Origin of the sequence: Dactylosporangium sp. CS-047395, assembly GCF_050942185.1 — a bacterium.
Taxonomy (GTDB): Bacteria; Actinomycetota; Actinomycetes; order Mycobacteriales; family Micromonosporaceae; genus Dactylosporangium.
Map to the genome: position 1 here is coordinate 1,463,837 of NZ_CP192015.1, position 25,649 is coordinate 1,489,485.

The following is a 25,649-nucleotide window of genomic DNA, read 5'->3' on the forward strand; positions in this document are numbered from 1 at the left end:
GTTCCTTAAGTCCGGCATAGAGCCCAATTAAGGCGACGCAGCGTGATTGTCCCGAAGTATGCCGTCCGAGGTCCGTCGCAACCGGCTTCCCGAGCGGTCGGCGGCTTGTCCTTTTTTCCCTTATTGGTGGACGGTATGGGCAAAGGCGCTGCACCCGCGGTGTCAATAGCACCTTCAGCCACGTCGGGAATGCGGCACGACGGTACCGGCTGTGCGACTTCCTCGGTACCTTACCGCCGGGGTTCGGCCGGGTACCGCCTGTCGCGGCGAAGGCGAACGCCACCACAACCTTCGAGAAGTGGCTCTGAGTAGGTACGCAAAGGGGGTTGGGATGGTTCTGGCGGATTCGGCCACGGTCGAGACCGCGGTGATGGCGGCGTTCCCAGGAGTCCAGCGACGCCGACTCAGGTCGACCGGGCGCAACCTGCTCGTCGCCTTTCTCGGCGACACGCTGGCGGTCACGATCACCATCACGACCGTCGTACTGTTCATGGCCGCGAACCTGATGGGCGGAGCGTTCGTCGCACCGGGCGAGGGCGTGCCACCCGCGTATTCCGTGACGGCCTTCGGGCTGTTCTGGCTGTTGCTGCTGGCCGGCAACCGGATGTACGACCGGTGGTTCCTGGAGAACCGCACCGGCATGATCTACCGGAGCCTGCGCGCCGCGGTCGTCGCGACCGCGATCCTCGCGCCGGTCTGCGTGCTGTTCGACATGCTGTACCTGCTCAAGCCGCTCATCGTCGCGGTGCCGGTCGCCACCGCCCTCACGATCGCCGGTCGCTACACCACGCTGGCGGTCCTGCGCACGGTGCAGCGGGAGTACGTCCGGCAGCGCACCCTCGTCATCGGCCCGGCCGACTCGGTCGTCACGCTGCTCACCTCGCTGCAGCGGGACCGCTCCTACGGCCTGCGGGTCGCCGGCGCGTGCATCACCGACCTCGACCAGGCCCGCAAGATCACGGCACATTCCATCCCCGTGTACGGCGATCTCAAGGACGTCGCCGATACCGCACTCAGCGCCGGCTGCACCGCGGTGCTGGTGGCGCTGCCGCTGGAGATGGACCCGTACAAGATGCGGCGTCTGGCTTGGGAACTTTCCGACAACGACATCGAGCTCCTTGTCGCGCCGGCCCTGCCCGAGGTCGCCCCCGAGCGGGTGGCGGTGCTGCCCAGCGGCGGCGGCCCGTTGCTGCACGTGCGCGCGCCCGTCCTCACCGGGCCGCAGCGGGCGGTGAAGAACGTGCTCGACCGGCTGCTGGCGACCATCCTGCTGATCCTGGCCGGGCCGTTCATGATCGTCATGGCGATCATGATCCGGGCCACCAGCCCCGGGCCGGCCCTGTTCCGCCAGCCGCGCGCCGGGATCAACGGCAAGGAGTTCACCTGCTACAAGTTCCGCACCATGGTCAAGGACGCGGACAAGCTGCGGCAGAACATCGAGCACCTCAACCAGCACAGCGAGGGCCTGCTGTTCAAGATGAAGCGGGACCCGCGGGTGACCAAGGTCGGCTCGATCCTGCGCCGCACCTCGCTGGACGAGCTGCCCCAGCTGCTCAACGTCATCAACGGCACGATGTCGATGGTCGGCCCGCGCCCGCCGTTGATGTCGGAGGTCGCCGGCTACGACGACGACGTCCGCCGCCGCCTGCTCGTGAAGCCCGGGATGACCGGGCTGTGGCAGGTCAGCGGGCGCTCGGAGCTGTCGTGGCAGGAGTCGGTGCGTCTGGACCTCAACTACGTCGACAACTGGTCGCCGCTGCTCGATCTGCGCATCCTGGCCCGCACCGCGAACGCCGTCGTCCGCGGCACCGGCGCCTACTGATCTTCGCTTTCCCGAGTCTCCGGTGGGTCTTCCCGGCGCCACCGGAGACTTTTTCATGCCGTTTTACTGCCCCAGTTGTACGGCCCGCAGCGCGCTCGATCGCCGCACTTGTACGGCCTGCGGCGCGCTCAGTCGCCGCACGACCATTCGGCGGGCGTTGCGGCGGCCCGGGTGCGCTGGTCGCTTTCGCAGCGCGCGTCGTCGCGGCGGGATTGTCCGGCGGGCGTTGCGGCGGCCCGGGTGCTCTGGTCGCTTTCGCAGCGCGCGTCGTCGCGGCGGGACTATTCGGCGGGCGTTGCGGCGGCCCGGGTGCTCTGGTCGCTTTCGCAGCGCGCGTCGTCGCGGCGGGACTATTCGGCCGGCGCCGTCGCGGCCCGGGTGCTGAGGTCGCTGCCCCAGCCCGCTTTGTCGCGGCGGACGCGGCTGACCGCGCGGTCGAGGACCAGGACGCTCAGGTAGGCGGCGGCGTCGATCGGGCTGACCTCGCGGCGGCGCACCAGCCCGGCCAGCGAGCCCAGGCCCGGACCACCCGCGTGGGCGCGGTCGAGCGCGGCCAGCTCGCGGTTGCCGCGGCGCACGCGGACCCGGCGGTTCAGGTGGGCCTGCACGGTGCGGGCCGGGCGGACCACGGAGCGCGCCTCGGCCACCACCGCCCGCTCGTCCGGCGCGAAGGTGGTGTGCACCCAGCCGTCGTCGGCGATCACGTCGGGCATCGGGAAGACGCGCGCGTGGCCCGCCTCGGTGAGCACGTAGACGCCGACCCCGGCCAGCGCGCGCGAGGGCGCGATCATCCGGTCGTGGACGCGGTGCACCCGGCGCACGAGGCGGCCGACCCCGGCGAGGTCGAGCTCGGGGACCGGGGCGGCGGCCAGCACGCCCGGGCGGGCGCAGGCGGCGACCAGGGCCCGGACCGAGCCGGCGGTCAGCTCGACGTCGGCGTCGAGGTACACCCGCGGGAAGGTCTTGCAGGCCTCGTCGCCGAGGCGCAGGGCCGGCACCTTGCCGGGGACCGACGTCTCGATGACCCGGACCCCGGGCACCTCGGCGGCGGCCTCCGCGGTGCGGTCGCGGCAGGCGTTGGGCACCACGATGACGTCGAACTCGCCGGGTTCGGTGCCGGCGAGCAGGCGGCGCAGGTTGGCCCCGATGACGGCCGCCTCGTTGTGCGCCGGGATGACGATGCTGACCACGGCACCCACCTCAGGCCTGCAGGATCTCCGCGGCCACGCCGAGTTCGCCGAGGGCCTTGGCGATCTCCTCGTGGTACGCCGGGTTGGTGATGATGACCGCCTTGGGCTGCAGCGCGGTGAGGGCCGACGGCGGGTCGACCCGGTGCCCGGTCACCGGCAGGAAGCGGCCCCACTTGCGCGGGTTGAGGTCCACCACGGCGGCCAGCGCGAGTTCGCGGTCGGCCAGGGCGAGGAACTGCACGCCGCGCGATCCGGCGCCCCACAGGACCGGCTTGGCCCCCTCGGCGTCCAGCCGCGCGATCGTGCTCCGCCAGTGCTCCCGCGCGGCGTGGTGCCGGTCGGCGAACCCGGCCACGGTCGCGAGCTGCTTGTCGCGGGCCCGCAGCGAGGGGAGCTCGCCGGTGTGCGCGACGTGCCCGCCGGCGCGCGGGCGGTTGGCCGAGACCTCGACGTAGCGGTACATGCCGGAGAAGAGGGTGCCGGTCGACTCGACGGTCCAGCCGGCCCGGCCCACGATGTTGGCCAGGGAGTAGGCGTCGAAGTAGGAGACCTGGGGGTACACCACCTGCCAGCCGGCGCTGCCGAGCTCGTAGGCGGCGTCGGGGATCTCGATGTACCCGAACACCTCGCGCCCGGCCGCCTGCTCGCGCAGGTCGACGAGGAAGTCGAACGGGTCGTCGAGGTGCTCGAACCAGTGCCGGAGGGTGAAGAAGTCGTACTCCGGCAGCCCGCCCCCGCGCGGCGCGTGCGCGCTGTGGAACGTGGTGTCGCCCTGCTCGCCCTCCTCGCCGGCGTAGCGCGCGTCGTAGCCGACCCCGCGCGCGCCGCCGACCCGGGTCAGCTCCTTGAGGAACTCGCCCTGCCCGCACCCGATGTCCAGGACCAGCTTGCCCTGCAGGTCGTAGCGCTCGTTGAGGTTCTCGACCAGGTCGGAGGTGAAGCGCTGGAACGCGGGGGAGAAGTGCCGGCTGGTGTCCATCGCCGTGTCGTAGACCAGCCGCTCCGGCTCGAACGCGATGTTGCGCACGTACGCGCAGCGCGGGCACGCGGCCAGCGACACCCGCCCGACGGGCGTGGCGACCGCGTCGCCGTGCGCCTCCCAGTGCACTCCGGACAGGACCGGCATGTCCCCGAGGTCCGCGAACGGGACGAGCTTGTCCTCGTCACAGGCGTCGCAGACGCGGGCGATCGGTTCCGTGGTCACGCGCATGGCAAAGGGCCCCCGAACCATCGTCGACGGGTGGAGAGTTGCTGGGCCGTACTGGTTTGTCAGGCCAGCAGCCTAACGTCACCCGCCGCGCGCTCCGCGTGGGGGGATCAGCGCGTGCCGTTGGCCTCGACGGTGACCTTGCCGTTGGTGGAGAGGGCCTCTTCCGGGTCCGCGGCGGCCTTCGGCGCGGTCGCCTTGGGCTTGTTCCCGTTGGCGCCCGGCTTCGCGTCGGCCTTCGCCTCGACCACTTCGGCCTCGAGCGCGGCGATGCGGGCCTTCAGCGACTCGGCCTCGGCCGCGGCGGCGCGCAGCGACTCGGCCTCCGCCGCGGCGGTGCGCAGCGAGTCGGCCTCGGCGGCGGTGGCGCGCAGGGTCTCGGCCTCGGCGGCGGCCGCGCGCAGCGAGTCGGCCTCGGACTCCAGCGCGGCGATGCGGGCCTTGAACGTCTCGGCCTCGGTGTCGGCGGCCGCGCGGATCTCGGCCACCTCGGCCTCGGCGGCGGTGCGGGCGGCCTCGGCGGCGACGCGGGCCTCCTCGGCCTTGGCCGCGGCCGCGGTGGCCTTCTCGGCGTCCGCGATCTCGGTGGCGGCCTCGGCCTTGATGGTCTCCGCGTGCGTCGCGGCGTCCGCGCGCAGCGAGTCGGCCTCGGCGGCCGCGGCGGTGCGCAGCGCCTCGACCTCGGAGGCGGCGCCGGTGCGCAGGGCCTCGACCTCGGAGGCGGCGCCGGCGCGCAGGGCCTCGACCTCGGCGGCCGCGGCGGCGCGCTGCTCGGCGAGCTCGGCGTCGTGGGCGGCGCGCAGGTCGGCCAGCTGCTGCTGCAGCGTCTCGCGGTGGCCGGCGACCTCGACGTCGGCGGCCTGCTTGGCGGTGGCGGTGTCGGCCTCCAGCCGGAGCCGGGCCTGCTCGGCGGCCTCGGCGGCGGCCGCCTCGGCCTGGGCGGCGAGGGCGGCGGCGGCCTCCTGGGCCTGCTTCGCGACCGTGGCCGCGTGCTCCTGGGCCTGCTTGGCGACGGCCTCCGCGGCCTCCTGGGCCTTGGCGGCCACGGCGGCGGCGGTCTGCTGAGCCTGCGCGGCGAGCGTGTCGGCCTCGTGCTTGGCCTGGGCGGCGACGGTGGCCGCCTGCTCCTGGGCCTGGGCGACGAGGGCGGCGGCGTGCGACTGGGCGCCCGCGGTCTCCTGCTCGGCCGCGGCCCGCACGGTGTGGGCGTGCTGGTCGGCCTCGGTCTTGACGGCGGCGGCGTGCTGCTCGGCGGCGGTGCGCACCTGGTGGGCGTGCGCCTCGGCCTCGGCCCGGAACTGCTCGAGCTGGGCGGTGGTGGCCTGGTGGACGCGCTGGGCCTCGGCCTGGGCGGCGGCGACGGTGCGCTCGGCCTCGCCGCGGGCGTGCTCGGTGCGCTCGTCGATCGCGCGGGCCTCGGCGTCCAGGGCGGAGCGGCGGTTGGCGACCGAGCGCTCCTCCTCGGAGCGGCGGGCGGCGAGGGCGAGCTCGAAGTCCTCGTTGGCCTTGGAGGCGCGGGCGCGGGCCTCGGCGAGCAGGCGCTCGGCCTCGGCGCGCAGGCCGGCGATCTCCTGCACGGCGCTGGCGCGGATGTCGGCGGCCTGGTCCTCGGCGAGCCCGAGGATCTGCTCGACGCGCGGGCCGAGGTGGCGGAAGGAGAGGACCTCGCCGCGGCCGGGCGCGAGGCGGCGCAGCTCCGCGATCTCCATCTGCAGGTCCTGCACCTGGGACGCGAGGGCCTGGACCTGACCCCAGACCTCCTCGTTCTCCAGCTTCAGGGCGGCGATCTCGTTCTCGGACTGCGTCCAGTACTTGTCCACCTGGTCGCGCCGGTAGCCCCGGATCGCCGTCTCGAAGTCGGGCTCCGAGGACACTCCAGTGCCCGCGTTGAAGAGGTCACCGCGATCTGACATAACACCCATCCTCACACGCAACGTCCCGCCACGCGCAATTACACACTGCGCATGGCGGGACGTGCGAACGAACTCCCCGTGAATGAACTTCGAGAACTTCGGCGTACACGCCGCGGATCTTGATGCTGCTAGGCGGTGACCTTCTCGCCGTCGCCCGACTTGCCCTTCTTGGCGTCGCCGCCGCCCTGCGCGGGCGCGACCGTCGGCATGATGCCGGCCAGGCCCGAGAGCATCTGCCCAAGCTGCGACGTAACCGCATCCTTCTGGCGGGTGAGGTCCTCGACCTCGCGGCGGGCGCGCTGCGTGGTGTCCTCGGCCTCGCCCCGGGCCTCGCTGAGCACCCGGTGGGCCTCGGCGCGGGCCTCGTTCACGGTCTTGTCGGCGAGGTTCTTGGCCTTGTCGACGGTCTCGGCGGCGGCCCGCTCCGACTCGACGCGGCGGGTCTCGGCGCGCTGCTCGATCTCCTTGGCCCGGTCCTCGGCCGCCCGGGCGCGCCCCTCGGCCTCGGTGACCAGCTTCTGGGTGGCGGCGACGGCGGAGGCGTGCCGCGCGGACTCGTCGCGCTCGGCCTTCTCCTGTCGCTCGGCGATCTCCAGCGCGAGGGACTGCAGGTCCTTGTCGCGCTTGTCGCGGGCGTCGGTGAGCAGCTTGGTCGCCTCGGCGCGCTTCTCCTCGGCCTCGCGGGCGGCCTTGGCGCGCAGCTGGGTGATCTCCCGCTCGGCGGTGGCCCGCAGCGTCGCGACCTCGCGCTCGACGGTCGCCTTGAGCTCGGCGACCTCGTGCGCGGTGGCCGTGCGCAGCTGCTTCGTCTCGCGCTCGGCGTCGGCCCGCAGCGTGTCGGCCTCGCGCCGGGCCTGCACCCGGACCTCGGCGGCCTCCCGCTCGGCGGCGGTGCGCAGGTTGCCCGCCTCGCGCTCCGCGGTCGCCTTCATGGCGGCGGACTCGGCCCGCGCCTTGTCGGTGATCTCGCGGGCCTCCAGCCGCGCCGCGGAGATGATGCCCTCGGACTCGCGCTTCGCCTCGCCCCGGTGGTCGTTCGCCTGCTCCTCGGCCAGCCGCAGGATCTGCTCGACCCGCGTGCCCAGCCCCGACAGGGTCGGCCGGTTGTTCTCTTCCAGCTGCTTGTTGGTGTCGCTGAGCTTCTGCTCCATCGTGCCGAGGCGCTGCTCGGCCTGACGGACCCGGCGCTGGGCCTCGGCGAGTCGGCCCTCGGCCTCTTCGCGGGCCTGATTGGCCTGCTGCATCTGCGCGTTGAGGCGCTGCAGCTTGCTGTCGACCTGCTGGCGGTCGTAACCGCGCAGGACGACACTCAGCTCTTCGTGATCAGAGCCGTTCTGGAAGAAATCAACCGAGGACTGCTGCTGGGGCATTGGCACATACTTGCAGACCACCCGGGGGAGTTCGCAAGGGTGGAACGGGTAACTTCCGCACGGCACTCATGGTCAACTTTCGCAGGCCAGGACACGCCGCGTTTTTGTCACGCTTTATGGGCGTGTCGGATGACCATGCGGGGCACCGGCGATGACCGAAAGGACCGGAACGCGGCGAAACAAAGATCACCGATCCCGGAACCGGTTGATCGCCGCCTCGTGCCGGGCGCGCATCTCCCGGTCGCGCACGCCCAGCCCCTCGGACGGGGCGAGGGCCAGCACGCCGACCTTGCCCTGATGGAGGTTGCGGTGCACGTCGTACGCGGCCTGGCCGGTCTGCTCCAGCGGGTACGCCCGCGACAGGGTCGGGTGGACGCGTCCGCGCGCGATCAGACGGTTGGCCTCCCACGCCTCGCGGTAGTTGGCGAAGTGGGAGCCGACGATGCGCTTGAGATGCATCCAGAGATACCGGTTGTCGTACTGGTGCAGGTACCCCGAGGTCGAAGCGCACGTGACGATCGTGCCGCCGCGGCGCGCGACGAAGACGCTCACGCCGAACGTCTCGCGGCCCGGGTGCTCGAAGACGATGTCGGGGTCCTCGCCGCCGGTGAGCGCGCGGATCTCGGCCCCGAACCGCTTCCACTCCTCGACCTCCTGGGTGTGCTCGTCGCGCCAGAACCGGTAGCCGGACCGGTCGATCACGAGCTCGGCGCCCATGGCCCGGCACAGCTCCGCCTTCTGCGGGCTGGACACGACGCACACCGGGGTGGCGCCGCCGTTGAGCGCCATCTGCACCGCGTAGGAGCCCAGCCCGCCCGAGGCCCCCCAGATGAGCACCGTGTCGCCCTGCTTCATCTGCGCGCCGTGGTGGGAGACGAGCTGGCGGTACGCGGTCGAGTTGACCAGCCCCGGGCAGGCCGCCTCCTCCCAGGACAGGTGGGCCGGCTTGGGCATGAGCTGGTTGGCCTTGACCAGGGCGAGCTCGGCCAGGCCGCCGTAGTTGGTCTCGAAGCCCCAGATCCGCTGCTGCGGGTCGAGCATGGTGTCGTCGTGGCCGTCGGCGTCCTCGAGCTCGACGCTGAGACAGTGCGCGACGACCTCGTCACCGGGGCGCCACTTGCTCACCCCGGGCCCGACCTTGAGCACCACGCCCGCGGCGTCGGAGCCGACCACGTGATAGGGCAGGTCGTGGCGGGCGGCGAGGGCGTTCAACTTCCCGTACCGGCGAAGGAACCCGAAGGTCGAGACCGGCTCGAAGATCGACGTCCACACGGTGTTGTAGTTGACCGCGCTGCCCATCACGGCGATGAGCGCCTCGCCGGGCCCGACCTCGGGGGTGGGCACCTCCTGGACGTGCAGGGACTTGCGGGGGTCCTTCTCCCGCGCCTCCAGCCCCTCGAACATGCCCGCCTCGTCGGCGCGCACCACCACGCCCCGGTAGCTGTCGGGCACGGGCAGCCCGGCGATCGCCCGCAGTTCGGCCGCGGGGTCGGCGGCCCCTTCGGCCTGCATGATCGCGTCGAGGATGTGCTGCATCGCTGGCGCTCCTAACCTCCGGGGACAGGGTCGCCGCGCGGAGGCGCCGGCGACCATGGGGACCGCCAACACACCTCGATCCCTGAGGCCGGAGGTTACTGACCGGTAGCTTGGTCGGGAACGGGCTAGTGAAAAACTGCACTAGCGGGTTCGACCAGCTCCACGAGCACGCCCCCGGCGTCCTTCGGGTGCACGAAATTGATCCGGGATCCGGCGGTACCGCGCCGTGGCTCGTCGTACAGCAGCCGCACCCCGCGCTCGCGCAAGGACGCGCACGCGGCATCGACGTCCGTCACCGTGTAGGCCAGCTGCTGCATGCCTGGCCCGCTGCGGTCCAGGAACTTGGCGATCGTCGACTCGGGCGAGAGCGGGGCGAGCAGCTGCAGGCAGCCGCCGTCGGGGGTCGGGCCGACCGAGAGCATCGCCTCGCGCACGCCCTGCTCCTCGTTGGTCTCCTCGTGCACGCAGCGCATGCCGAAGACCCGGGCGTAGAACGCGATGGCCTCGTCGAGGTCGGCGACGGCGATGCCGACGTGATCGATCCGCTGGATGCCGATGGGTGATATATCCAACTTCTGAGCCGAGGTCTCCATGGCGATAGTCTGAACTGATCCAACGTTCAGGTCGCGACGACGCGGTGTGAATCTTTCCACGGAGGCCAGCTGCGATGACTCAGTCGGTGATCGTCAACGGCGCGCGGACGCCGATGGGGCGCCTGCTCGGCGCGCTCAAGGACTTCCCGGCCACCAAGCTGGGCGAGGTCGCGATCCGGGCGGCGCTGGAGCGCTCCGGGGTGGCGCCGGAGCAGGTGCAGTACGTGATCATGGGTCAGGTCCTGCAGGCCGGCGCCGGGCAGATCCCGGCCCGCCAGGCCGCGATCGGGGCCGGCATCCCGATGAGCGTGCCGGCGCTGACGATCAACAAGGTGTGCCTGTCCGGCCTGGACGCCATCGCGCTGGCCGACCAGCTCATCCGGGCCGGCGAGTTCGACATCGTGGTGGCCGGCGGCATGGAGTCGATGACCAACGCCCCGCACCTGCTCATGGGGCAGCGGCAGGGGTACAAGTACGGAGACGTGACGATCAAGGACCACATGGCGCTGGACGGGCTGACCGACGCGTACGACCAGGTGTCGATGGGCGAGTCGACCGAGCGCCACGTGACCCGGCTCGGCATCAGCCGCGAGGCCCAGGACGCGTTCGGCGCCGCGAGCCACCAGAAGGCGGCCGCCGCGCAGAAGAACGGGCATTTCGCGGAGGAGATCGTCCCGGTCGAGATCCCGCAGCGCAAGGGTGATCCGCTGGTGGTGACCGACGACGAGCAGATCCGGCCCGAGACCACCGTGGAAAGCCTGGCCAAGCTGCGCCCGGCGTTCACCAAGGACGGCACCATCACCGCCGCGACCTCCTCGCCGATCTCGGACGGGGCCTGCGCCGTGGTCGTGATGAGCAAGGCCAAGGCCGAGGAGCTGGGCCTGGAGTGGCTGGCCGAGATCGGCGCGCACGGCAACGTGGCCGGCCCGGACAACTCGCTGACCAGCCAGCCGTCCAACGCCATCAAGCACGCGCTGGGCAAGGCCGGGCTGAGCACCGCCGACCTCGACCTGGTCGAGATCAACGAGGCCTTCGCCGCGGTCGGCGTGCAGTCCACCGCCGACCTGGGCATCGACCCGGCCATCGTGAACGTCAACGGCGGTGCGATCGCGCTCGGCCACCCGATCGGCATGAGCGGCGCCCGGCTCGCCCTGACGCTGGCACTGGAGCTGCGCCGGCGCGGCGGCGGCCTGGGCGCGGCGGCCCTGTGCGGCGGCGGCGGCCAGGGCGACGCGCTCCTGCTGCGCGTGCCCAAGCGGTGAACCCCGGCCGCTCCGAGGACGAAGCGGGCGTCAGAGCGGTGACCCTCCGCCGGTCCCGTGACGTGCCGGTGCTCGTCGGTGCGGCCCGGGAGGGCGACCCGCGGGCCGTGGCGCGCCTGATCAGCCTGGTCGAGGACGGTGACGAGGCGCTGCCGCGGATCGCGGCGGCCCTCGCGCCGCACACCGGCCGGGCCGCGGTCATCGGGCTGACCGGCTCGCCCGGCGTCGGCAAGTCCACCACCACCAACGAGCTCGTCGCGGCGTTCCGCAAGGCCGGGCGCCGCGTCGGCGTGCTCGCGGTCGACCCGTCCAGCCCGTTCACCGGCGGCGCCATCCTCGGCGACCGCGTGCGGATGCAGGACCACGCGACCGACGCCGGCGTGTACATCCGCTCCATGTCCAGCCGCGGCCACCTCGGCGGGCTGTCCGCGGCCACGCCGCAGGCCGCGCGGGTGCTCGACGGGGCCGGCTGCGACCCGGTCGTGGTCGAGACCGTCGGCGTCGGCCAGGCCGAGGTGGAGATCGCCGGGCTGGCCGACACCACCGTGGTGCTGCTGGCCCCCGGCATGGGCGACTCGGTGCAGGCGGCCAAGGCGGGCGTGCTGGAGATCGCCGACGTGTTCGTGGTGAACAAGGCCGACCGCGACGGCGCGGACGCGACGTACCGCGACATCCAGGGCATGATCGGCCTCGGCGAGCGGGCACCCGGTCAGTGGCGCCCGCGCGTCGTGCGCTGCGTGGCCGCGCGTGGCGAGGGCATCGACGAGCTGGTCGAGGCGATCGACGCGCACCGTGCGTACCTGCACGACTCCGGCGAGCTGGCCGCCCGCCGCGTCCGCCGCGCGGAGGCCGAGGTCGAGGCGATCGCGCTGGGCACCCTGCGGGCGCGGATGAAGGACCTGCGCCGCGGCGACGCCCTCGGGACCCTGGCCCGGGACGTGGCCGAGGGCCGCACGGACCCCTACGCCGCGGCCGACGCACTCCTGGCCCAGCTCGGCTAGTGTCTGCGGGTCAACCACCCGCTAGATCAGCACTTGGGGGCACACGTGACGGCCTGGACCGTCATGTTGCGCGGCATCAGGTACCGGGCGGGCCGGTCGTTCGTGGTCTTTCTCCTCGCCGTCACGGCGACCACGGCGGCCGTCCTCACGCCCGCGTACAGCCGAGCCGCGCAGCAGTCCGTCCTCACCGACGGCCTGTCCGCCGCGTCCACCGACGCGACCGGGCTCACCGTCGGGGCGAAGGGCACGAAAGACAGCGCCGCGTACCTGGACCTGGCCGAGATCCGGCTGGCCGTGAACGCCGCGCTCGACCAGGACACCCGGCTCGACCAGCGCCTCGACCGCCCGGTCGCGGCCATCGACACGGAGGTCACCTACGCCGAGGCGGGCGCCAAGCTCGCCTACCGCCAGGACGTCTGCGCGCAGCTCACGATCGACGGCGCCTGCCCGGACAACCCGGGCGAGGTCGCGGTCAGCAAGCGCACCGCCGACGCGCACCACCTCAAGCCGGGCGATTCGATCAGCGTGCACCTCGGACCCCCGGGTGCCGGCAAAGACAAAAGCTTCAAGATCTCCGGTTTGTACTCCCCGAAGGACGCCGACGCCGCCTACTGGGGCCGCACCGCCTACTTCAGCGCCGGCTCCGACGGCGACGGGGAGCGCGCCGACACGCTGTTCAGCCTGACCGAGGACGACCTGCGCGCCGAGCCCTCGGCCACGTTGTCGACCCGGCTGGAGTACCCGCTGCGCGCCGAGCGGGTCCGCCTGGACGACGTGGCCGGCCTGCGGGAGAGCCTGCGCACGCTGAGCGACAAGCTGCGCGGCCGCGAGCTCGAGGTCACCACCACGCTGCCCGCGGTGCTCGCCGACATCGACACCGACCAGACGGCCATCGCGCGGACGGCGCCCGTCATCGCGGTACCGCTGCTGCTGTTGTGTTGGTTTGTGCTCTTTCTGCTGGTCGCGAGCCTGACCGAGGAGCGCGGGCCGGAGATCGCGCTGGCCAAGCTGCGTGGATATCCGGCGTCCCGGGCGGCGCGCTTCGGCCTCGGGGAGGTGCTGCTGCTCACCGCGGCCGCCGTGCCCGTCGGCCTGGTCGCCGGCCTGGGCCTTGTCGAACTGGCCGCGAACGCGCTGCTGGCCCCGGGCGTGGACGCGGAGGTGCGCTGGCCGGTGTTCGCCGCGGCCGGGATCGCCCTGGCCGCGAGCGTCGTCGCCGCGCTGCTCGCCGCCCGCGCCACGCTCGGACGCCCGGTGCTGGCCCTGCTGCGCCGCGTGCCCGAGCGCCGCGGCTGGCGGGCCGGGCTGGCCGAGGGCGTCGTCGTCGCCCTCGCCGCGGCCAGCCTCGTGGCCGCCGTGGGCGACCGCGCGTCGCCGCTGGCCCTGCTCGCCCCGCCGCTGCTGGCCCTGGTGCTCGGCATCGCCGCGGCCCGGCTGCTCGGGCTGTGGTCGGCCGCGCGGTTGCGCCTCGCGCGCCGCCGCGGCCGGATCGTGCCGTTGCTCTCCGCGGCCCAGCTGTCCCGGCGCCCGGGCGGGCAGCGGCTCGTCGTGGTGCTCACCGTGGCCGTCGCGCTGCTGTCCTTCGCCGCGACCGCCTGGGACGTGGCCGCGCGGGCGCGTGGCGACGTCGCCGAGGACGCCGTCGGGGCCCAGCGGGTCTACACGGTCAACGCCGCGCACCCCGACGCGCTGGAGGTGGCGGTGGCCAAGGCCGACCCCGGCAAGCACTCCATGGCCGTGGTCCGGGCCAGCCAGCGCTTCGACAACGCCCCCATCGAGCTGCTCGGCGTGCAGGCCGACCGGCTGGCCGACGTCGCCGTGTGGCGCGGGCAGACCCGCGAGCAGGTCGGCGGGCTGGCCGCGCGGCTGCACCCGGCCGCGGCCGAGCCGCTGCGGCTGGGCAAGGAGCTCACCGCCGAGGTGACCGCCGACGCGCCGCCGGCCCGGCCCGCGCTGCGGCTGGCCGCGATCGTGGCCAACCCGGGGCAGCCGCCGCGCACCGTCACGCTCGGCGCGCTGGCCAAGGGCACCCGCAGCTACCATGCGACGCTCCCGGGCTGCACCGGCGACTGCCGGCTCATCGGCCTGGCGATCGGGCGCGCGGCCGGGGGCAGCGAGGCGTTCGCGGTCACCGTGGCCGTACGCTCGCTCACCACCGACGGCGGCCCGCTCGCGCCCGGCTTCGACCTCGCCGGACGCTGGCAGGCCCGGCCCTCCACGGCCGGCGGCACGGTGACCGTGCGCGCGGGCGCGGCGCTCGGCGTCGACGTCTCCGGCAGCGACCCCGCGGACGCGGTGGTCGAGCACGTGGACACCCCGGACACGCTGCCCGCGGTGCTCGCCGGGGGCGCGCCGACCGACGACGCCCGCGCGGCCGCGTTCAGCCTGCCCGGGTTCAGCGACCAGCCGCAGCCGTTCACCGTCGCGGCCCGCACCGACAGCCTGCCGCGGGCCGGGCACCGCGCGGTGATGTTCGACCTCGACTACGCCACGCGCCTGGCCGAGCGCACGTCGAGCCTGGCCGACAACGGCAACCTGCGCTACGAGGTGTGGGCCGGCGCCGGCGCCCCCGCGGACCTCGCGGCCCGGCTCGGCGCCCAGGGCGTGCAGGTCCTCGCGACCGAGTCGATCGACGGCTACACCGGCCGGCTGGCCCGCCGCGCGCCCGCGCTCGGGCTGTGGCTGTACCTGCTGGCCGGGGCCGCGGCGATCGTCCTCGCACTCGGGGTCGTCCTGCTGACCGCCTACGTCGGCGTCCGCGCGCGCCTCTACGAGCTCGCCGCGCTGCGGGTCGCCGGGGTGCGCTCGGGCCAGCTGCGGCGGGCGGTCTTCCGGGAGTACCGCGCGCTGCTCGGCCTGCCCCTCGTGGTCGGCCTGGCCGCCGGCGTGGTCGGCGCGCTGGTCATGCTGCCGGGGGTGCCGCTGGTGACGGTCGGCGAACCGGCCGGGTCGTTCTCGTACGAGCCCGCGTTGGGGGCGCTGCCGATCGCCCTCGGGCTGACGGTGGCGGGGCTGCTGGTGACTGTCGCGCTGGTGCTTCGCCTGCTCGGCCGCGCTACTCCGCTGCGACTCAAGGACGGTGCCCAGTGAGCGGCCTGCTCGTGACCGCCGCGCCGGCGCCACGCCCGCGCGGCCGCGCGACCTCGCCGCGGTTGTGTGGCCGTGCGACCGCGCGACCGCGCCTGTTCGATCGTGGTCGTGCGGCCGCGTCGCGTCGGTTCGGGCTTGTGACCGCGCCGCGTCTGTTTGGCCTTGTGACCGCGCGACCGCGTCTGTTCGGTCGAGGTCGTGTGGCCGCGCCGCGTCTGTTTGGCTTTGTGACCGTGCCGTGGTTGGTGGGCGGCGTGGCGTTGCTGCGAGTCGAGGGCGGTGCCTGGTGAGCGGGCTCGGGGTCATGTGCCGGGGGCTCGTCTACATCTACCGGCTGGAGGGCTACGACGTCGTCGCGCTGTCCGGGGTGGATCTGGACATTTCGGCCGGCGAGTCGGTGGCGCTGCTCGGCCCCTCGGGGTCGGGCAAGTCCACGCTGCTGTCGCTGCTGGCCGGGCTCCTGCCGCCGTCGGCCGGGCGGCTCACGGTGGGCGAGCACGACCTGGTGCGGGCCACGCCGGCCGAGCTGCAGGCGATGCGCGCGGCCGACGTCGGGGTCGTGTTGCAGGGGGCGTCGCGGAACCTGCTGCCGTACCTGACGGCCGAGCAGAACGTCCGCTTCGCCCAGCGCGGGGTGGCCGCCGACCGGCGTCGCGGGCTGCCCGACCCGCGCGAGGTGCTCACGATGGTCGGCCTGACCGGACGCGGACGCAACCGGCAGCGCCCGCAGCGACTCTCTCCTGGTGAGCGCCAGCGGTTGGCGCTCGCCGTGGGGCTGGCCGGACGGCCGGGCCTGCTGCTCGCGGACGAGCCGACCAGCCAGCTCGACACCCGGGCGCGCGACGAGGTCCTCACGGCCCTCGACGCCGTCCGCCGGGCGGGCACGACCGTGGTGGTCGTGACCCACGACCCGGACGTTGGGCGCCGCATGGGCCGGACGGTCACCATCCGCGACGGCCGGGTCGGGGCGGAAGGCCGGCGCGGAGAGGACTACGCGGTCGTGGGTCGCGACGGTACCGTGCATCTGCCGCAGGACGTGCTGCGCATGCTGCCGCCGGGAACGCTGGTGGGCGTCGAGCCCCAGCCCGACGGCACGGTGCTGCTGGTCCCCGCTCGAGCCAACGTGGAGGGTGTGCAGTGAAGACGCTGACGGTCGAGGGGGTCACGGTCGCGTACGAGCGGGACCACCCGGTCCTGCGCGACGTGTCCGTTGTGGTCTCGCCGGGTCAGATCCTGGCCGTGACCGGGCCGTCGGGCGCGGGCAAGACGACGCTGCTGTGGGCGATGGCGGGGCTGCTCCGCCCGGCCGAGGGGGTCGTGAGCGTCGACGCGACGCCACTGCGCGACCGCGACCACGCCGTGTCCGAGCGCGTGGTGCTGATCCCGCAGGACAACGGCCTCGCCGCGATCCTGACCGCCCAGGAGAACATCCAGGTCGCCATGATCGCGGGCGGCTCGGCCCCCGCGGACGCGCGGCGCGCGACGGTCTCGTCGCTGGAGCGGCTCGGCCTCGCGGGCCAGGCCGACCAGCTCGTCGAGGAGCTCTCCGGCGGCCAGCAGCAGCGCACGGCCATCGCGCGGGGCATCGCCCTGCACGGCGACGTGCTGCTCGCCGACGAGGTCACCAGCGAGCTGGACGCCACCAACCGGCAGAAGGTGATGGAGCTGCTGCAGGAGGAGGCGCGTCGCGGCGCGGCGGTCGTCTTCGCCACCCACGACCCGGAGGCGGCCGCGGCCTGCGACCGGGAGCTGCACCTCTCCGACGGCGCGGCCCAGCTGGTCCGCGGCTGAGGTCCGGCGACGAAGCACCGCAGCGCGGCCGGGCCCCCATGGCCCGGCCGCGCTCTCGTTTGTCCGAAGTCAAATACGAAGCTGGCCCCTGCCCGGCGTGGCGGAGCGCGAGTACGCTCGCCTCGTTTTCAGACCTGGGGACGATGGGGAGAGCGACATGAGCGAGACCACGGCGGGGTTTCCCGCTCGGACCGACATTGACGATCCCGACATGACCGGCGACGCGCTGTCGACCGTTGAGCCGGCGTCGGGGGCGGTCGTGCCGGCCCAGGCCGGGGCGCCCGTGCAGGAGCAGTCGCGCTTCGACGAGGCGGCCGAGAAGGTCAGCACGTTCGCGAGCGGGGCGGCGGACAAGGTCGGGGAGTTCGCGGCGAACACGGCGGCCGCGTCCGGGCGGGTTGCCTCGCAGGTCGTCGACCGGCTGCGCAACAACGCGGAGCTGGCCGCCGAGCGGGGCAGCACGACCATCGCCGACGAGGTGGTCGAGAAGATCGCCGGGATCGCGGCGCGCAAGGTTGAGGGCGTGTACGACCTGGGCGGCGACGTCGCGCGGGTGTTCGCGGCCGTGCGGGACCGGATCGGGCTCGGCGACGACGAGCGGGAGAACGGCAACCGGGGCGTCTCCGTGCGCCTCGAAGGACGCACCGCGACCGTGCGGGTGACGCTGGTGATCGAGTACGGCTACGTCGTGTACTCGGTGGCCGAGAAGGTGCGCGCCCAGGTGATCAGCTCGGTCGAGAACCTGCTCGGGCTCGAGGTCACCGCGGTGGACATCGTCGTGGACGACGTGCACGTGAGCGACGAGGACAAAGAGCCCAAGCCCGCCGCGTAGCAACAACCCCCGCGAGGCCCGCGCTCCGGTGCGGGCCTCAGCCCGCGTGGCACCCCGCAAGGCCCGCGCTTCGGTGCGGGCCTCGGCCTACGTAGCACCCGCGCAAAGCCCGCGTTCAGGCACGGACCTTAGCGATCGTTCAGGTGGGCCGCTAGCATCATGGTATGGACGCCCACGACATCGCCGACGGGCGCGCGCGGTGGCAGCGCCGTTACGACGAGGCCCGCAAGCGCGACGCCGATTTCACCACGCTGTCCGGCTCGCCGGTCGAGCCCGTCTACGGCCCGCCCGAGGGCGCCGTCGTACCTGGTTTCGAGCGTATCGGCTGGCCGGGGGAGTACCCGTACACCCGCGGCCTGCATCCGACGGGCTATCGCGGCCGCACGTGGACGATCCGCCAGTTCTCCGGGTTCGGTAACGCCCGGCAGACCAACGCGCGGTACAAGATGCTGCTCGAAGCGGGCGGCGGCGGGCTCAGCGTCGCCTTCGACATGCCCACGCTGATGGGCCGCGACTCCGACGAGCCGCAGTCGCTGGGCGAGGTCGGCCACTGCGGCGTCGCCATCGACTCCGCGGCCGACATGGACGTGCTGTTCGAGGGCATCCCGCTGGCCGACGTGACGACGAGCATGACGATCTCCGGGCCGGCGGTGCCGGTGTTCTGCATGTACCTCGTGGCCGCCGAGCGCCAGGGCGCCGACCTGTCGCGGCTGGACGGCACCCTGCAGACGGACATCTTCAAGGAGTACATCGCGCAGAAGGAGTGGCTGTTCCCGCCCGAGCCGCACCTGCGGCTCATCGGTGACCTCATGGAGTACACCGGGAAGCACATCCCGCGCTACAAGCCGCTGTCGGTGTCCGGGTACCACATCCGGGAGGCCGGCTCCACCGCCGCGCAGGAGCTCGCGTTCACGCTCGCCGACGGCTTCGGCTACGTCGAGCTGGGGCAGTCGCGCGGGCTCGACGTCAACACGTTCGCGCCCGGGCTGAGCTTCTTCTTCGACGCGCACATCGACTTCTTCGAGGAGATCGCCAAGTTCCGCGCGGCGCGGCGGATCTGGGCCCGGTGGCTGCGCGACGTGTACGGCGCGACCAGCGAGAAGGCGCTCTGGCTGCGCTTCCACACCCAGACCGCAGGCGTGTCGCTGACGGCGCAGCAGCCGTACAACAACGTGGTGCGCACCGCCGTGGAGGCGCTCTCGGCCGTGCTCGGCGGCACCAACTCGCTGCACACCAACGCGCTGGACGAGACGCTGGCGCTGCCCACCGACGAGGCGGCCGAGATCGCGCTGCGCACCCAGCAGGTGCTCATGGAGGAGACCGGCATCACCAACGTCGCCGATCCGCTCGGCGGCTCCTGGTACGTCGAGGCCCTCACCGACCGCATCGAGGCCGAGGCCGAGGCGATCTTCCAGCGCATCCGCGACATGGGTTCGGACGGCTCGATCACCGCGGGCATCCTGCGCGGGATCGAGGACGGCTGGTTCATGTCGGAGATCGCCGATGCCGCCTTCGTGTACCAGCAGGCGCTGGAGAAGGGCGACAAGCGCGTCGTCGGGGTCAACGTGCACACCGGCTCGCTCACCCGCGACCTGGACATCCTGCGCGTCTCCCACGAGGTCGAGGTCGAGCAGAAGCAGTTGCTCGGGCAGCGTCGCGCCGAGCGGGACAACGCGCTGGTCAAGGCCCGGCTCGAGGCCATGGTCGCGGCCGCTCGCGGCGGGGAGAACATGATCCCGGCGATGCTCGACGCCGCGCGCGCGGAGGCGACGCTCGGCGAGATCTGCGGCGCGCTCAAGGAGGAGTGGGGCATCTACCGGGAACCCGCCCGGTTCTGACGTCACGCCTGCGTTACCGAACCGCAATACAAGACCGCAACCGGTTCCGTCCCCCGCTGGTCTTCCTACGACGACCTTGACCAACGGGGGAGGGGCCTTGCTGGCACTCGTGCTCGCCGCGCTGCGGGCCCGGCGCGTCCAGGCGCTGACGTTGGTGCTGCTCAGCACCCTTGCCGCGGCGGCCGCGGCGGCCGCGCCCTGGTACGTGCTGGCCTCGACGGAACGGATCGCCACCCGGCACGTGGACAACGCTCCGATCCAGGAGCGGTCGCTGGAAACGATCGGCGAGGGTCCCGTCGAGGGTGGGTCGGTCGAGGCCCATCTCGCCGCCCAGTCCGACCTGACCCAGCGCATCGTGGGGCTGTCGGGCTTCGTGACGTACACCGAGGCGTATCTGACCGGCACGGCCGGCACCGGCGGCACGGGCAGCGCGCAGGAGGCCAAGGGTGGCGGCACCGACGTGCACACCACCGACTCCCAGCTCGCCTTCCGCGGCGGGGCGTGCGACCGCGCGACGTTCGAGGGCCGCTGCCCGAGCGCGGCCGACGAGGTCGCGGTCAGCTACCGCACCGCGCACTGGCTGCGGGTCAAGGCCGGCGACACGATCACCTACTCCGCGCTGAACCTCACCAAGCCGCTGCAGCTCAAGGTTGTCGGCGTGTACCGACCGGACGACCCGGCCGCCCCGTTCTGGAGCAGCAACGAGCAGCTCGTGGCCAAGGACCTGCCGACCAGCGCGCCGCCGGAGATCACCGAGCCGGTCGACGACGCCCTGCTGGCCGCGCCCGCGCTGTTCGACAAGAGCCTGACCGGGATGACGGTCCGCACGATCGTCGACATGGTCGCCCAGCCCTCGCTGCTCGTCGACAACGCGCCCGAGGACGTCAGCTCCAGCCTCGCGGGCGCGACCGTGGCCGCCGGCAACAACCGGCTCACGCTCAACACCCAGCTGCCCGCGACCATCGACAAGGTCGAGCGGGACCGGCAGTTGGTTTCCTTGGGTGTACCGGTGGGTGCCTTCCAACTGCTCGTGCTGTGCTGGTTCGCGCTCTACCTGGCGGTGAAGTACACCGGCGAGGAACGGCGCCCCGACATCGGCCTGGTCAAGCTGCGCGGCGCCACCCGCCTGCGCACCTGGGCCCTGGTCAGCGGCCAGAGCGCGCTGCCGATGCTGCTCGGCGCGGTGCTGGGCCTGCCGATCGGCTACGTCGCGGCGACCGCGGTCACCGGCGTCATCAAGGACTCGGCGGTCAACGCGCAGGCGGCCTCGCTCTCGGTCGGGGCGGCCGCGCTGGCCGTGCTCGGCGCGCTGCTGGCCGCGCTGCTGGCCGAGCGCCGCGCGCTCTCCTCCAGCGTCTCGGAGCTGCTGCGCCAGGCGTCCGCGCGCAGCCGCATCTGGCGCGACCTGTTCGACCTGCTGTTCGTGGTGCTCGCGGTGGTCGCCGTGTACCAGGTCAAGAGCCGCGCCTCGGGCGACGCCGCGGGCCTCGCGCTACTCGCGCCCGGCTTGGCCGCGCTGGCCTTCGCGCTCGTGGCCGCGCGCCTGATCACGTTCTCGGCGAGCCGGATGGTCGAGGGCGCGCTGCGCCACGGCCGCCCCGCCCGCGCGCTGACCGCGATCTACCTGGCCCGCCGCCCGGGCGTGCACCGCCTCGCCGCGCTGATGATCGCCACCGTTGCGCTGCTGGTCACCTCGGCGCTGACCTGGAACTCCGGGCGGACCGCGGGCGAGACCCGGGCCCAGCTCGAGGTCGGCGCGGACAAGGTGCTCACGGTGCGGGCCGAGAACCGCCTGCAGCTGCTCAACGCCGTCCGCACGGCCGATCCCACCGGCGAGCACGCGATGGCCGCGGTCGAGTCGATCCGCTCGGCCTCCGACCGGGTCCTGCTCGTGGACAGTCCGCGGCTGGCCAAGGTGGCGACCTGGCGCCCGGAGTACGGCCCGAGCGCCGAGCGCACCGCCGAGATCCTGCACCCGCAGGCGCCCGCGCCGGTCACGATGACCGGCGGCGAGCTGGCGGTCGACTTCACCACCCACTTCTCCGACGAGGACGCGAACCGGGTGGCGTTCCTCGACGTCGTCTTCGCCAACGCGAAGGGCGCGCGGGTCGCGGCCCGCATCGGCCCGCTGGCCGAGGGGCGCCGGACGGTGCAGGCGGCGGTGCCCGAGTGCGCGGCCGCGCCCGGCTGCCGGCTCAGCTCGCTGCAGGTCCTGCAGACCACCACCGACCAGAAGATCTTCTTCGCGGCGCGGCCGGGCATCGACGTCGTCCTGCACGGCATGACCGCGGCCGGGCAGCCGGTGCTGAGCAAGGACATGCTGAGCGACCGGACGCGGTGGCGGCTGGGGGTCAACGGCAACCCGCCCAACCTCATCGTCACGCCGGTCGACGACGGGCTGCACCTGACCGTCGCGCCGATCCGGTCCGGCGGCATCAGTGACCCCGGGGTGTACCCGCTGGACACCCCCGCCCCGCTCGCCAGCATCCGGGCCACCAAGCTGCAACCGCGGCTCGTCGGCGACCAGCGGGTCAACTACGGCTCGGTCTCCATCTCCGAGCAGATCGCCGGCACCGCGACCGCGCTGCCGCGGCTGGGGACCCGGGGCGTGCTGATCGACCTGGAGTACGCCGACCGGCTCGGCGCCGACTTCGGGGCCGGCGAGTCGCTGCAGGTCTGGCTCAACGCGTCCGCGCCCGCGAGCATCACGACGTCGCTGCGGGACCAGGGCATCATCGTGCTGGGCGAGGAGTCGATCGACGGCACGGCCGAGCGCTACGCCTCCTTCGGCCCGCCGCTCACCCTGCAGTTCATGCTGCTGTCGGCGGTGGTCGGGCTGGCCCTGGCGATCGGCGCGGCGGTGGTGGTCGGGGCCGTCGAGCGCCGGCCGCGGGCCAAGGAGCTGGGGGCGCTGCGGCACCAGGGCGCGCCGGCCGCGCTCATCCGCCGCGTCGGCATCGAGGGGTACCTCGTGCTGGCCATCGCCTCGCTGCTGTTCGGCCTGATACTGGCCGCCGTCCTGCGCGCCTACATCGGCGACGTCCTGCCCTACTTCGCCGACGGATGGAGCGCGCCGTGAGCGGGCTGGAGCGGAGCGGAAGAGCCGCTCACCGGGGGCACAGTTCGGCGATCGCGTCGACGCCGGAGCTTGCGGAGGTGGCGGCGTGATCGGGCTCGCTTTGGCGATGGTGCGTGCGCGGCCGGGACAGGCGCTCACGGCCTTCCTGCTGGCTGTGTTCGCGATGGCCGCGGCCGTGAGCGCGCCGGTGTACTCCACCACCGCCGACCGGGCCGTCGTGCACAGCCAGGTCGCGGCGGCGCCGATCGCCGATCGCGTCGTGCAGGCCCGGCGGACCTCGCCCACGCCGCAGGACCACGACTTCGAGAACCTGCTGCCGCAGCTGTTCAACGGCAACGGGTTCGTGAGCGTGTTCAGCACCGAGTACGACATCCTGCTGACCCCGCGCGACGTGAAGCAGTCGCACCCCGCGCCGCGCTTCGTGTACCGCGACGACGCGTGCGCCCACGTCCGCATCACCGCCGGGCGCTGCTACGTCAGCGAGACCGAGGTGATCCTCAGCGCCGGGCAGATGGAGACGCTCGGCCTGCGCGTCGGCGACACCGTCACCGCCGCCTACGCCAAGATCGACCCGAATGCCGGGGAGTACTTCGAGGCCGGCAAGCCGTCGCTGCTCACCGTCGTCGGCACGTTCGAGCCGCTGAACAAGGCCGACACGTACTGGTCGGACCTGGACTACTTCAATCCGCGGGCCAGCTCGCGGTACACCACCGAGCCCGTCTTCGCCGGCCGGCTGACCCTGGAGGCGATGGACCACGGGCCGGAGAAGCAGGCCCTCGACGTCGTCATCGACGACTCGGCGATCAACCGGGAGTCGCTGAGCGAGATCAGCGCCCAGGTCGACGCGGGCAAGAGCAAGCTCGAGGCGCTGCCCGGCCACGCGGTCGTGCACACCGGCCTGCCGGCCCTGCTCCAGCGGATCGACGGCGACCGCAGCCTCGTCGCGCAGGTCGTGCCGGTCGCGGCGGTACCCCTCGTGCTGCTGTGCTGGTTCGTGCTCTTCATCGCGGTGGCCTCGGCGACCCAGGAGCGCCGCCGCGAGCTCGGGCTGTTCTCCCTTCGCGGGCTGACGGCCCCGCGGCGCTGGTGGCTCGCGGCCGGCGAGAGCATCGTGCCGATCCTGGCCGGCGCCGTGGTGGGCTTCTTCCTCGGCCACTACGTGGTCCGCGCGGCCGCGTGGTTCCTGCTGAGCACCTCGTCCGACGTGCCGATCTCGGCCGGGTTCAACCGGTGGGCGGCGGCGTCGCTGCTCGGCGCGCTGCTGGCCGCCCTGCTCGCCCAGCGCGGCGAGCTGGCCAAGCGGACCGTCGACCTGTTGCGCAACGTGCCCAGCCGGATCTCCCGCTGGGGCGCGCCGATCTTCGAGGTCGTCGTGGTGGTGCTGGCCGTCGTCTCCGTCGTGCAGCTGCGCCGGGGCGGCAGCGGGCTCACCGGCTTCGCGCTCGTCGCCCCGTCGGCGGTGGTGATCGCGGTCGCCCTGCTCGCCGCCCGGGCCGTGCTGCCGATCGCCGAGCGGATCGGGCGCCGCGCCGCCCGCAACGGCCGGATCGGGCCGATGCTGGCCGCGTACGCGCTGTCCCGCCGCCCCGGCACCCAGCGCATCCTCGCGCTGTTCGTGGTCGCCATCGGCCTGCTGGTCTTCGCGGCCACCGCGTCCAGCGCGGCCGGGGACGCCCGCGACCACCGCGCCAGCGTCCAGCTCGGCGCGGAGCGGGTGCTCACCGTCGACCCGCTCAGCCGGGCCGCCCTGCTGGCCAAGGTCCGCGCGGTCGACCCCAAGGGCGAGTTCGCGATGGCCACCGCGATGCTGCCGGTCTCCGAGGACTCGGTCGCCCCGATGCTCGCCGTGGACAGCCGCGCGCTGGCCGCCACCGCGGTGTGGGACGACTCGCGGCTCTCCGCCGAGGAGGCGGCCAAGCTGCTGCACCCGGCGGCCGAGCGGGAGTCGATCGAGGTCGACAACAAGGAGCTCTCGCTCGACGTCACCATCGACAACCTCGTCGACGCGTTCCGGGTGCACTGGGTCGCGGTCGTGGTGCCCGAGGACGGCGGCGACGTCGGCCGGGTCGACCTGGGCAAGGTCACCACCGGCCGGAACACCTACGTGCGCAACCTGCCGATGTGCGTCAACAAGTGCCGCCTGGCCGCCCTGGAGCTCGAGCAGCCCGAGCAGCGTGGCTTCGACGCCAACGTCGTCCTGCACAGCCTCAGCCAGCACGGCAAGGCCATCGTCGACGAGGCCGCGTTCGCCCGGTCCGAGACCTGGCGGGTGCCGGACACGCCGGGGCCGAAGCTGCTCGTGCCGACGCTGTCCGCCGAGCAGGACGGGCTGCGGGCCGAGATCTCCAACTACAAGGGCGCCGACACCGCGATGCGGGTGATGCCCACGGACGTACCGTCGCCGCTGCCCGTGATCGCCGCCCGCTCCGCCGGGGTGGGCGACCACATGACCGGGCTGGACGAGTCGCGGCAGGCGATCGACGTGGTCGGCGAGGTGAACACCGTGCCGCGGCTCGGGTACAGCGGCGGGATCGTCGACCTGGACTACGCCGAGCGGATGGCGACGGACGGGGGTGACGCGGAGTACCCGCGGATCTTCCTGGGTCCGAAGGCGCCCGCGGACGTGGTCGAGCAGCTGCGCAAGCAGGGCCTGATCGTCAGCGCCGACACCCGGCTGGGACCGGTCCGCGACGCGCTCGACGAGCAGGGGCCGGCCGTCGCGCTGCGCTTCCACGAGCTCGCCGGGGTGCTGGCGGTCATCCTCGCCATCGGCGCGCTGTGGCTGGTCGCCAGCCTCGACCGGCAGCGCCGGCTGGGGGAGCTGCGGGCGCTGCGGGCCCAGGGCGTGACCCGGCGCGACGCCGCCGCCAACGGCTACCTCGCGCTGGTCGGCACCGCGGTCGTGCTCGCCCCGTTCGCCACCCTGGCCAGCTGGCTGCTGGTGCGCGAGTATCTTCCGGTCTTCAGTGACGACGCGCAGGGATTCGAGGCCTCATACTGGCCGTCACCCCTCCCGGTCGCCGTCGCCTGGGGGGCCGCCGCGGTGCTGCTGGCCGTGGCGGCGATCGTCGCCGGAGCCAGGCTGCGCGCGGCCGCGACGTTGAAGCGCTGATCGTGTACTGCGA

The 25,649-nt window shown here is 73.3% G+C and carries 17 protein-coding genes; 11 read left to right on the forward strand and 6 right to left on the reverse strand.

All coding sequences use genetic code 11. The features are described from left to right. Nucleotides 1–331 precede the first annotated feature (331 nt). Nucleotides 332–1,822: a sugar transferase gene (locus tag ACQP00_RS06820; protein ID WP_433215943.1), complete on the forward strand. Its 1,491-nt coding sequence runs from the start codon at nucleotides 332–334 to the stop codon at nucleotides 1,820–1,822. 350 nt (nucleotides 1,823–2,172) lie between these two features. On the opposite strand, the gene ACQP00_RS06825 is transcribed toward ACQP00_RS06820, so the two are convergent. The 6 genes from ACQP00_RS06825 to mce all read right to left on the reverse strand — a co-directional run bounded on the left by ACQP00_RS06825 (nucleotide 2,173) and on the right by mce (nucleotide 9,631). Then, complete coding sequence (locus tag ACQP00_RS06825) at nucleotides 2,173–3,012, reverse strand: glycosyltransferase (RefSeq protein ID WP_433215945.1); 840 nt, start codon at nucleotides 3,010–3,012, stop codon at nucleotides 2,173–2,175. Between the two features lie 10 nt (nucleotides 3,013–3,022). Continuing rightward, nucleotides 3,023–4,216, reverse strand: coding sequence for a methyltransferase domain-containing protein (locus ACQP00_RS06830; RefSeq protein ID WP_433215948.1), 1,194 nt, complete (start codon nucleotides 4,214–4,216; stop codon nucleotides 3,023–3,025). 113 nt (nucleotides 4,217–4,329) lie between these two features. Next, nucleotides 4,330–6,132 carry a hypothetical protein gene (locus ACQP00_RS06835; protein ID WP_433215951.1) on the reverse strand — a complete coding sequence of 601 codons (1,803 nt, stop codon included), beginning with the start codon at nucleotides 6,130–6,132 and terminating at the stop codon, nucleotides 4,330–4,332. 128 nt (nucleotides 6,133–6,260) lie between these two features. Next, nucleotides 6,261–7,502 carry a cell division protein DivIVA gene (locus tag ACQP00_RS06840; RefSeq protein ID WP_433215954.1) on the reverse strand — a complete coding sequence of 414 codons (1,242 nt, stop codon included), beginning with the start codon at nucleotides 7,500–7,502 and terminating at the stop codon, nucleotides 6,261–6,263. A gap of 186 nt (nucleotides 7,503–7,688) precedes the next feature. Continuing rightward, nucleotides 7,689–9,038 (reverse strand): crotonyl-CoA carboxylase/reductase, encoded by a 1,350-nt coding sequence (gene ccrA, locus ACQP00_RS06845; protein WP_433215957.1) that lies wholly within the window; start codon nucleotides 9,036–9,038, stop codon nucleotides 7,689–7,691. 125 nt (nucleotides 9,039–9,163) lie between these two features. Further along, the gene (gene mce / locus ACQP00_RS06850) at nucleotides 9,164–9,631 is read right to left on the reverse strand and encodes a methylmalonyl-CoA epimerase (RefSeq protein ID WP_433215960.1); all 468 of its coding nucleotides are present in this window, start codon (nucleotides 9,629–9,631) and stop codon (nucleotides 9,164–9,166) included. Nucleotides 9,632–9,705: 74 nt separating this feature from the next. Here mce and ACQP00_RS06855 point away from each other — a divergent pair, with 74 nt between their 5' ends. The 10 genes from ACQP00_RS06855 to ACQP00_RS06900 all read left to right on the forward strand — a co-directional run bounded on the left by ACQP00_RS06855 (nucleotide 9,706) and on the right by ACQP00_RS06900 (nucleotide 25,636). Beyond that, entirely contained in the window at nucleotides 9,706–10,893 is a 1,188-nt protein-coding gene (locus ACQP00_RS06855) for an acetyl-CoA C-acetyltransferase (protein ID WP_433215963.1), read from the forward strand. Between the two features lie 38 nt (nucleotides 10,894–10,931). Next, nucleotides 10,932–11,894, forward strand: a complete 963-nt coding sequence (gene meaB / locus ACQP00_RS06860; protein WP_433215966.1) for a methylmalonyl Co-A mutase-associated GTPase MeaB — start codon at nucleotides 10,932–10,934, stop codon at nucleotides 11,892–11,894. A 45-nt stretch (nucleotides 11,895–11,939) separates the two neighbouring features. Then, nucleotides 11,940–14,984 carry an FtsX-like permease family protein gene (locus ACQP00_RS06865; protein ID WP_433215969.1) on the forward strand — a complete coding sequence of 1,015 codons (3,045 nt, stop codon included), beginning with the start codon at nucleotides 11,940–11,942 and terminating at the stop codon, nucleotides 14,982–14,984. After that, nucleotides 14,981–15,274 carry a hypothetical protein gene (locus ACQP00_RS06870; RefSeq protein WP_433215972.1) on the forward strand — a complete coding sequence of 98 codons (294 nt, stop codon included), beginning with the start codon at nucleotides 14,981–14,983 and terminating at the stop codon, nucleotides 15,272–15,274. Before ACQP00_RS06865 ends, ACQP00_RS06870 begins: the two co-directional genes overlap by 4 nt. After that, nucleotides 15,271–16,125 carry an ABC transporter ATP-binding protein gene (locus tag ACQP00_RS06875; protein ID WP_433215975.1) on the forward strand — a complete coding sequence of 285 codons (855 nt, stop codon included), beginning with the start codon at nucleotides 15,271–15,273 and terminating at the stop codon, nucleotides 16,123–16,125. Before ACQP00_RS06870 ends, ACQP00_RS06875 begins: the two co-directional genes overlap by 4 nt. Continuing rightward, nucleotides 16,122–16,775, forward strand: a complete 654-nt coding sequence (locus ACQP00_RS06880; protein ID WP_433215978.1) for an ATP-binding cassette domain-containing protein — start codon at nucleotides 16,122–16,124, stop codon at nucleotides 16,773–16,775. The genes ACQP00_RS06875 and ACQP00_RS06880 overlap by 4 nt, the downstream gene beginning before the upstream one ends. 157 nt (nucleotides 16,776–16,932) lie before the next feature. Beyond that, nucleotides 16,933–17,607: an Asp23/Gls24 family envelope stress response protein gene (locus ACQP00_RS06885; RefSeq protein WP_433215981.1), complete on the forward strand. Its 675-nt coding sequence runs from the start codon at nucleotides 16,933–16,935 to the stop codon at nucleotides 17,605–17,607. A 164-nt stretch (nucleotides 17,608–17,771) separates the two neighbouring features. Continuing rightward, nucleotides 17,772–19,445, forward strand: a complete 1,674-nt coding sequence (locus tag ACQP00_RS06890; RefSeq protein ID WP_433215984.1) for an acyl-CoA mutase large subunit family protein — start codon at nucleotides 17,772–17,774, stop codon at nucleotides 19,443–19,445. 97 nt (nucleotides 19,446–19,542) lie between these two features. Continuing rightward, nucleotides 19,543–22,524, forward strand: a complete 2,982-nt coding sequence (locus ACQP00_RS06895; RefSeq protein WP_433215986.1) for an FtsX-like permease family protein — start codon at nucleotides 19,543–19,545, stop codon at nucleotides 22,522–22,524. An 85-nt stretch (nucleotides 22,525–22,609) separates the two neighbouring features. Further along, nucleotides 22,610–25,636, forward strand: coding sequence for an ABC transporter permease (locus ACQP00_RS06900; RefSeq protein ID WP_433215989.1), 3,027 nt, complete (start codon nucleotides 22,610–22,612; stop codon nucleotides 25,634–25,636). Nucleotides 25,637–25,649: the final 13 nt, after the last annotated feature.

Bases quoted from the DNA above. Each gene is read 5' to 3' on its own strand.
- ACQP00_RS06820 (WP_433215943.1), top strand. From the start codon at position 332: ATGGTTCTGGCGGATTCGGCCACGGTCGAGACCGCGGTGATGGCGGCG.
- ACQP00_RS06835 (WP_433215951.1), bottom strand. From the start codon at position 6,132: ATGTCAGATCGCGGTGACCTCTTCAACGCGGGCACTGGAGTGTCCTCG.
- ACQP00_RS06840 (WP_433215954.1), bottom strand. From the start codon at position 7,502: ATGCCCCAGCAGCAGTCCTCGGTTGATTTCTTCCAGAACGGCTCTGAT.
- ccrA (WP_433215957.1), bottom strand. From the start codon at position 9,038: ATGCAGCACATCCTCGACGCGATCATGCAGGCCGAAGGGGCCGCCGAC.
- mce (WP_433215960.1), bottom strand. From the start codon at position 9,631: ATGGAGACCTCGGCTCAGAAGTTGGATATATCACCCATCGGCATCCAG.
- ACQP00_RS06855 (WP_433215963.1), top strand. From the start codon at position 9,706: ATGACTCAGTCGGTGATCGTCAACGGCGCGCGGACGCCGATGGGGCGC.
- ACQP00_RS06885 (WP_433215981.1), top strand. From the start codon at position 16,933: ATGAGCGAGACCACGGCGGGGTTTCCCGCTCGGACCGACATTGACGAT.
- ACQP00_RS06890 (WP_433215984.1), top strand. From the start codon at position 17,772: ATGGACGCCCACGACATCGCCGACGGGCGCGCGCGGTGGCAGCGCCGT.